The 6,911-nt window shown below is 57.9% G+C and carries 4 protein-coding genes and 4 pseudogenes; 2 read left to right on the top strand and 6 right to left on the bottom strand.

All coding sequences use genetic code 11. The features are described from left to right. Positions 1-327, bottom strand: a pseudogene (locus AB3X99_RS40780) (IS6 family transposase); the annotation flags it as partial. 675 nt (positions 328-1,002) lie between these two features. On the opposite strand from AB3X99_RS40780, the gene AB3X99_RS40775 reads away from it, so the two are divergent. Both AB3X99_RS40775 and AB3X99_RS40770 read left to right on the top strand, forming a co-directional pair. After that, a complete protein-coding gene (locus AB3X99_RS40775) occupies positions 1,003-2,118 on the top strand; it encodes an IS630 family transposase (RefSeq protein WP_368662054.1) in 1,116 nt (371 codons plus the stop codon). Further along, positions 2,045-2,318, top strand: a pseudogene (locus AB3X99_RS40770) (transposase); the annotation flags it as partial. The gene AB3X99_RS40775 and the pseudogene AB3X99_RS40770, both read left to right, overlap by 74 nt. Positions 2,319-3,061: 743 nt before the next feature. Here AB3X99_RS40770 and AB3X99_RS40765 read toward each other — a convergent pair. The 5 genes and pseudogenes from AB3X99_RS40765 to istA all read right to left on the bottom strand — a co-directional run bounded on the left by AB3X99_RS40765 (position 3,062) and on the right by istA (position 6,744). Further along, positions 3,062-3,592 (bottom strand): TniQ family protein, encoded by a 531-nt coding sequence (locus AB3X99_RS40765; RefSeq protein WP_368662053.1) that lies wholly within the window; start codon positions 3,590-3,592, stop codon positions 3,062-3,064. Beyond that, positions 3,570-4,439 carry a TniB family NTP-binding protein gene (locus AB3X99_RS40760; protein ID WP_368662052.1) on the bottom strand — a complete coding sequence of 290 codons (870 nt, stop codon included), beginning with the start codon at positions 4,437-4,439 and terminating at the stop codon, positions 3,570-3,572. Before AB3X99_RS40760 ends, AB3X99_RS40765 begins: the two co-directional genes overlap by 23 nt. A gap of 8 nt (positions 4,440-4,447) precedes the next feature. Next, positions 4,448-4,912: pseudogene (locus tag AB3X99_RS40755) on the bottom strand (Mu transposase C-terminal domain-containing protein); the annotation flags it as partial. Between the two features lie 33 nt (positions 4,913-4,945). Continuing rightward, entirely contained in the window at positions 4,946-5,731 is a 786-nt protein-coding gene (gene istB, locus AB3X99_RS40750) for an IS21-like element helper ATPase IstB (RefSeq protein ID WP_368662051.1), read from the bottom strand. Continuing rightward, positions 5,728-6,744, bottom strand: a pseudogene (gene istA / locus AB3X99_RS40745) (IS21 family transposase). The gene istB and the pseudogene istA overlap by 4 nt, the downstream one beginning before the upstream one ends. Positions 6,745-6,911: the final 167 nt, after the last annotated feature.

The following is a 6,911-nucleotide window of genomic DNA, read 5'->3' as shown; positions in this document are numbered from 1 at the left end:
GGGCGCACAGCAGGAAATCCACCGTGTTGCCCGCTTTGTCCACGGCACGGTACAAATATTTCCAATGGCCTTTGACCTTGACATAGGTCTCATCGACGCGCCAGCGCTTGCCGACAGGCCGTTTGCGTTTGCGTTTGCGGAATGCTTTTTCAAACACCGGCAGCAGCTTGATAACCCACCGGTGCACGCTCGAATGGTCCACCTCGATACCCCGCTCGGCCATCTTTCTTCGAGGTTTCGTAGACTCAGTGAGTACGCCACGTACCACCGGACGCACAGCAGGATCACATCCAGCGGGTAGTGCAGCCGCTTCAGTACCTTGCCAATGCCAGCGGCATGCTTGTCATGCGTTGTCGTCGGTGGATTTTACTTGACCGCGTTATTGCGACAAAACCCAATTGAACGATGGCGGCGTTGGTCAAACTCCCGCACAGCAATTCTATTCGCTGGCTGGATAAGGAATCCATACCATATCGGACTCGGCCGACCTCTCGCTCTTATTGAGACAGGACCATCGGGCTTGGTTACCCGTGGTGCAAAGCGGGTTGACCCACCACGGCCCGACCGTTCTGCCATCGAATTGAAGTCTGCTCAAGCACTGATCCCGCTGCGCCGAACAACTTGAAATTGCCTCTTACCCCCATAAAATTCAATCGCCGCATTCTCGCACGCAGCTTTATAAAAATCATCCGCATCGTCGATAGTATATCCTGCTCCAGCAAAGCATCCCCTCGCGGTTTCCTGAATGGAATGTCTGACACTGCTAGCATCATCGTAAACGGCATTTAGACACCCAATTAGCGCTACCACGTCTGCTCTCGACAGACGCGCTTCGTTACTCATCATGCGGGCATGGTTGATGCAAACAGCAACGTTATATGATGTAAAAGAATCGCCGAAACCGGAGCTGTCTTCAATTCCATCTAGTATTCTGTCCCATAAATAACTTTACGTAAATTCAGATTGTTCTATGATCGAATTCACGGCGTGTTGGAGGCGATCATGGGACGTAAAGGAATCGAGGTTGTCGTGTCGGAACTGGAGCGAGAACAATTGCTGTCAATGAGCCGCTCGCGTTCGCTGCCTCATTCTCTGGTCCGCCGTGCAAAGATTGTTTTGATGGCCGCTGACGGTCATACGAGTCAAGAAATTGCAACGCAGTGCGAGGTGACACCGCCGGCAATTACGCACTGGAAGAAGCGGTTTGTTGCCCATGGACTTGCCGGTCTGCATGATGAAGCCCGTCCAGGCCGGCCTCGTACGCATGACGATGAAGCGGTAGCGGAACTCCTGGCGAGGATACTGCATGAGAAGCCGGATGGGGCAACGCATTGGAGCGTGCGGTCCGCTTCTGCGCAGACAGGGATTTCGAAGAGTTCGGTGGCCCGATATCTGTCGTTGTTCGGTGTACAGCCTCATCGGTCAAAAAGCTTCAAACTGTCTAATGATCCCTACTTCGTGGAGAAGGTGCGCGACATTGTCGGGCTGTACCTGAGCCCGCCGACCAATGCCCTGGTGCTGTGCGTCGACGAGAAGAGCCAGTGCCAGGCGCTGGAGCGTACGCAGCCGATGTTGCCGATGGGGCTGGGCTATCTCGAGGGGGTAACGCATGATTACGTCCGGCATGGCACTACCACTCTGTTCGCCGCGCTCAATACGGCAACGGGTGAAGTTATTGCGCAATGTAAGCCGCGCCACAGACATCAGGAATTCCTAGCGTTTCTCAGGCATGTGGACCAGGCAGTGCCTGCCGATCTCGATGTGCATCTGATCGTCGACAACTATGCAACACACAAGCATCCGAAGGTCAGGGCGTGGCTGGCCAGGCATACGCGCTACCACATGCACTTCACGCCGACTTACTCAAGCTGGCTGAATCAGGTTGAACGCTGGTTTGGCCTGATTACACAGCAGGCGATCCGTCGAGGGTCGTTCAAGAACGTGCGTCAACTCATCACCAGCATCGAGCGATATATCGAGCAGTACAACCAACACGGCCGGCCGTTCGTATGGACCGCGACCGCAAGAACTAAGGCAGGCTTCGTCGGGTTGCCGGGCCAGCCGTGTGACGCCCTACGTGGCGCGAAACGACGGCCGCGTGGATTGCTCGGCCATTGACGTGTCGCACGACACGCTGGGCGTGCTACGCCATCAGCCAACACAAGCGCAAATGCATCGAGCAGGTCTTCGGCTTGGGCAAAACGGCGGGCCGGACTCGTCAGGCAATGTATCGAGGCTGCGAGCGGGTCGAGCTGTTGTTCCTCCTGACTCAGGCAGCCTACAACCTCACGCGTACGCTCGCGAGCAGAGTCGCGTAGAAGCGCAAATTGGCGAGGAGACGGCATTGATTCCCCTTGAATTAAGGACGCTCACTATCAAGTCGACATGGACCAAACCGATGTGGCCAAAGGCATTCCTCGCGCAGGTGAGGTTTCAAATGCCTGCTAGGGAAGGTCTTATGTGGACGCCTCCCGGATTGCAAACAGTGTTGCGATTTTTGGCTTTCAGGTAAAGGCAGCACGCTTATACATGGCCTCGTCCCGTTTGCCAAATGATCTGGCTTACTGCAAGCAGGTGCTGGATTGCATATATACATTCGGCCTGTTGACGGCACCGTTGTGCCTGGCCCCAATGGATTTCGCCCGACGACTCCTTCTTATATCCACGGCTTCGTAAGCCCTAAGTCTGCGCAGGTTCTGTCGTCGACGGTCCAACCTGTTTGCCATTGAATCAGATCACTTGTGCAACCAATGAAGAGGTAAAACCATTTCCGTATGCGATCCGAGCTTCGCTCATGCCGGCGGAGCGTACTCCTGACCGCGTGCGAGCAATACCCAGATCGTCCTGGCAATCTTGTTGGCGAGCGCCACGACTGCGATGTTTGTTCCACGTCTCGCCTGAACGTCAAGTATCCATCGAGAGAGCGTATCTGTATGCTTTACGGCTTGCTGGACGACCGATCTGGCGCCGTGTACCAGCAGCATTCGCAAATACCCGTTGTTGCAGCTCGCAATTTCCGCTAGCGGTGTCCACAGAAGAGCTAGCCTGGCCATTAATTCAGCTAGCGTGCCTTGCCGGGGTAGCGATAGCTGCAGTCCTCGCGATAACGATTTATCGCCCTAAGTGCTGCGGCAAAATTGGCGGCATTGCGTAAAACGGACGCCGGTAACGTCTCAAGTGGCGCATGATGTACCCTGCAATAGTCCGCTGTCGGATCGAGCCATTCTCTCTTCCAACGCGGAGCGCATACATCAGCATCGTTGAGTACAAGGCAGCGGAAACAGTATGGGAGGCGTTGACGGTTCGTCATCCAACCAACCGGTGTCCCGATCGACTTCAGGCGGCCATCTTGTAAACGAGCCAGCCTCGAGAGCCGTTCGAGTGTAGACGCGTCGAGTGTCGAAAACAATATCCACCCCGCAGTGCCAAGCGTCGGCAACGCGCTCGAAACGCTCCTTTCCCAGAGCATTCGAACACTTATCTGATATCGGGCCGCAACCCGGCCCAGCCAGCCACCAAACGCCTCCTCAAAAAACGGTCTCGGGGCGACCGGCCACGGAAGCACAGAATCAGGCGGCGTCTCCCGCGACATGCTCGAGATGTGACATACCAATGAACTCGTCGCCGCTGCGAATCGAGAATTCGGCCGCGTCGTTCAGAAGGGTCGATATTTCGCCCGTTAGCCCGCCGCTCGCGCTCAACACGAACTGAACGATTTCGCGTCGCGTCAGATCGGATGGCCTGCGCAGCGGAAGTACACGCTCAAACGCCGCCAGAAGGCGCCTGAGGCTATCGCTTTCCCTCCAACGTGGGATTTCAAACGGTCGGTAGCGACTATACATCTGGGCATCTGTCTGGAGGGCCAGTACAGCGTCGCGAGTGCCGACCAGAACCATGCTGATCTGCAGGTCATTCGCGAGATATTTGAGCAGATTCAGGGATGCGCGTTGCTCCCGATAGGTACCGGCAAGCAGGTGATGTACCTCATCGACAATCAGGACCCGGGGTGCCACGCGTCGCAGAATGTCACGAGCGAGCCTCTCCAGCGAAGCCAGACCAGCTGCGGGATTGTGGGGAGCGCCGAGCTCGAACAGCAGGCCCGAGTAAAACCTGTGCTGATCAGGTGTCGGAGGCATCTGCATGGCGACGACTGAACATCTTTCGACGCCGCTCCGCTCATCGAACTCGCTGGGATGCGCGCGCTTGAATTTTGCAGTGATCTTCGTCTTGCCGATGTTTGAGTCGCCGTGGATGAGCAAGCATGGCATGCGGTCACGCCGCGGCGTCTCGTGGAGACGCTCCAGGAGTTGCAGCGCTTCGCTGGCGCGAGGATAGTCAATCCACCGGTCGCGAAGAAGGCTACGTATTCGTTCCTCGGTTCCCAACCGGGCCTGCTCTCTCGCGGTTGGGAGTAAATGTGACAACACGGCCTGCTTCATGTTGCACCTCACCATTGCTCGACGTCATAGGCTTTCACCGGAGAGTCGTAGTCGACCTGGTCTTTCTCATTCTCAGAATCCTGCTGTCTGAGAGAAAGATCGTTGAATGCCTCGATCGCCGGCAAGCGCCGCGGGCGCGGACGCCGATGTGCCCTTGTCCCGCGGGTGGCATCGGCAATTACACGACGCTGATCCTCTACTGCGCGAAAAATCATGCTCTCGGAGATCGAACGTTGCCCTTGCACCCGAATGGATTTCAGCGCGGTCCGTTGTTCGAATAGCGAGATAGACGGGCGCCGCAAGTCAGCATAACGAACCTCAAAATATTCCTTGCCTCCTCCACTCACAAAAATCCGTGAAAGATCTTCGGGATGGTACCGAACACTCACCGAGCGTCGAGTTTCTCGCCAGGCGGCGAACAACGGATGCCAGTTGTCAACGCCGACTGAATCCTGACCCACCTTTCGGCGAAACGCCGAAGTAAATCTGACCCACCCAGTTCCGTGTCACGCGGCGGCTTTCGCAATTGCCCGCGTGGTCTGTCCAGCTTTTCGTTTGTCCTTCAGTCGGTAGCTCTCGCCGGTAATCTGCACGATATGCGCGTGATGCAGCAGTCGGTCGAGCATCGCTGCCGTCAACGTCTGGTCATCGGCGAAGGCCGTGGCCCATTGCGTGAACGGCAGATTACTCGTCAGCACGATGGCCCCGCGCTCGTAGCGTTTGGCGACCACGTTAAAGAACAGATTCGCTTCTTCGCGACCGAACGGCAGATAGCCGATTTCGTCGATGACGAGCAGCCTCGGTCCGGCAACGGCGCGGCTAAAGAACTCTTTGAGCCGGTTCTGCTGCCGGGCCGTGGCCAGTTGCATCATCAGGTCGGCGGCCGTAATGAAGCGCGTCTTGATGCCAGCCTGCGTGGCCCGGTAAGCCAGTGCGCTCGCAATGTGCGTCTTGCCCACCCCCGACGGCCCCAGCAGCACGACGTTCTCGGCGCGCTCGATGAACGCGAGGCCGGCCAGTTCGTGGATTTGCGCACGCGGCGCACCGCTGGCGAAGCCGAAGTCGTATTGCTCCAGCGTCTTGATACCTGGCAACCCGGCCAGTCGGGTCAGCGTCTGGCGTTTGCGTTCCTCGCGGGCCTCAACTTCGTTCGTCAGCAGTTGCTCGAGGAAGTCAGCGTGACTGGCGTCAGCGTTGGCCGCGCTCTGGGCCTGTGCGCTCCAGTCACTGCTGATACGGTCGAGCTTCAACTGTGCACATAGTCCGGCGATGCGTTCATGCTGGAGATTCATGCGGCCACCTCCAGCAGCGCGTCGTAGACGGCCAGCGGATGCTGCAGGCTCTCGCTGGGCAGCACTCGCTTGAGCCTCGTCGTTGTCGGAGCGGCCGCCGATTTCGGCGCAGGTAACGGCAGGAGTGCAGACTGCTCCTGTGGTAACCGGACCGATGGCTTCTCTTTCGTGGTGGCATGCACCCGTGCATTCGCCACTTCGGCCAGCCAGCGACCGATATGGCTGTTTGCGGCGTCAACATCCAGCTTCAGGCCGGACTGCTTGAGCGTGGCCGCAAGCGGCACCACGAAGCTCTCCTTCAGGTAGCGATTGAAGCGTTCGACCTTGCCTTTGGTCTTCGCCCGATACGGTTTGCACACCTTCGGCGTGAAGCCATACGTTTCTGCCAGCGTCAGCAATTGCGGATTCCACCGGTGATGGCCATCGCCGAACGCATCGCGCTCAATGATGACCGATTTCGCGTTGTCGAACAGCACCTGTTCAGGCGTGCCGCTGAAGTAAATGAAGGCTTCGCGCAGGCACTCGCACAGCGTTTGGGCATCCTCGCCGCTCGTGAAGCGTACGTAGCTCGCACGGCTGTAGCCCAGCGTCGCAACCAGCGCCAGTAACGGCGAGCGGCCTCGGCGGATGGTCGTGAAGTCGGCCTGCATCTGTCGGCCCGGCGGTGTCTCGAAACGTACGACCGGCTCCGGCTCGGCATGCTTGTATTGCGCCACAAACACCTTGAGCTGGCTGATGCCACCGTCGTAGCCTGCGTCCTGCAACTCACGCAGCAACACCGTCGCCGGAATCCAGTGCGGCCTGGCTGCTGCAATTCGTTCGAGCAGATACGGCTTGAACGGGTCGAGCTTCGCCGGGCGCGGCTCTCGTTCCTTGTAGCGACGCGCATCGTCGTCGCGCAGTTACCTCCGCACGGTGTTCCGCGAGACGCCCACCTGCCGGGCTATCTCCCGCACCGGCGTGCCTCGCCTTGCCAATACTTTGATTTCCACTGCTTGCTCCTGAGTCAGCATCGGCGGCAAAAGCCGCCATCCTCTCCCAGGTGGGTCAGTTGGTTCTGGTGCAAATAGGTAGACGGGTTGAGAAAGCTCATATAGGTAGGATGGCTTATTGATCAAACAGAACCGCATTCCATACGGCGGGCGCAGCGGCCTCCTTGAGGCCGAGCTTCGTGAGATCG

Source organism: Paraburkholderia sp. BR10882 (genome assembly GCF_040948855.1).
Lineage (GTDB): Bacteria > Pseudomonadota > Gammaproteobacteria > Burkholderiales > Burkholderiaceae > Paraburkholderia > Paraburkholderia nodosa_A.
The sequence above is the reverse complement of the archived record's forward strand: the minus strand, read 5'-3'. Positions and strand labels throughout refer to the sequence as shown.

Excerpts from the sequence above, each read along its gene's own strand:
- AB3X99_RS40760 (WP_368662052.1), bottom strand. The coding sequence starts at position 4,439 with ATGAAGCAGGCCGTGTTGTCACATTTACTCCCAACCGCGAGAGAGCAG.
- AB3X99_RS40765 (WP_368662053.1), bottom strand. The coding sequence starts at position 3,592 with ATGTCGCGGGAGACGCCGCCTGATTCTGTGCTTCCGTGGCCGGTCGCC.
- istB (WP_368662051.1), bottom strand. The coding sequence starts at position 5,731 with ATGAATCTCCAGCATGAACGCATCGCCGGACTATGTGCACAGTTGAAG.
- AB3X99_RS40775 (WP_368662054.1), top strand. The coding sequence starts at position 1,003 with ATGGGACGTAAAGGAATCGAGGTTGTCGTGTCGGAACTGGAGCGAGAA.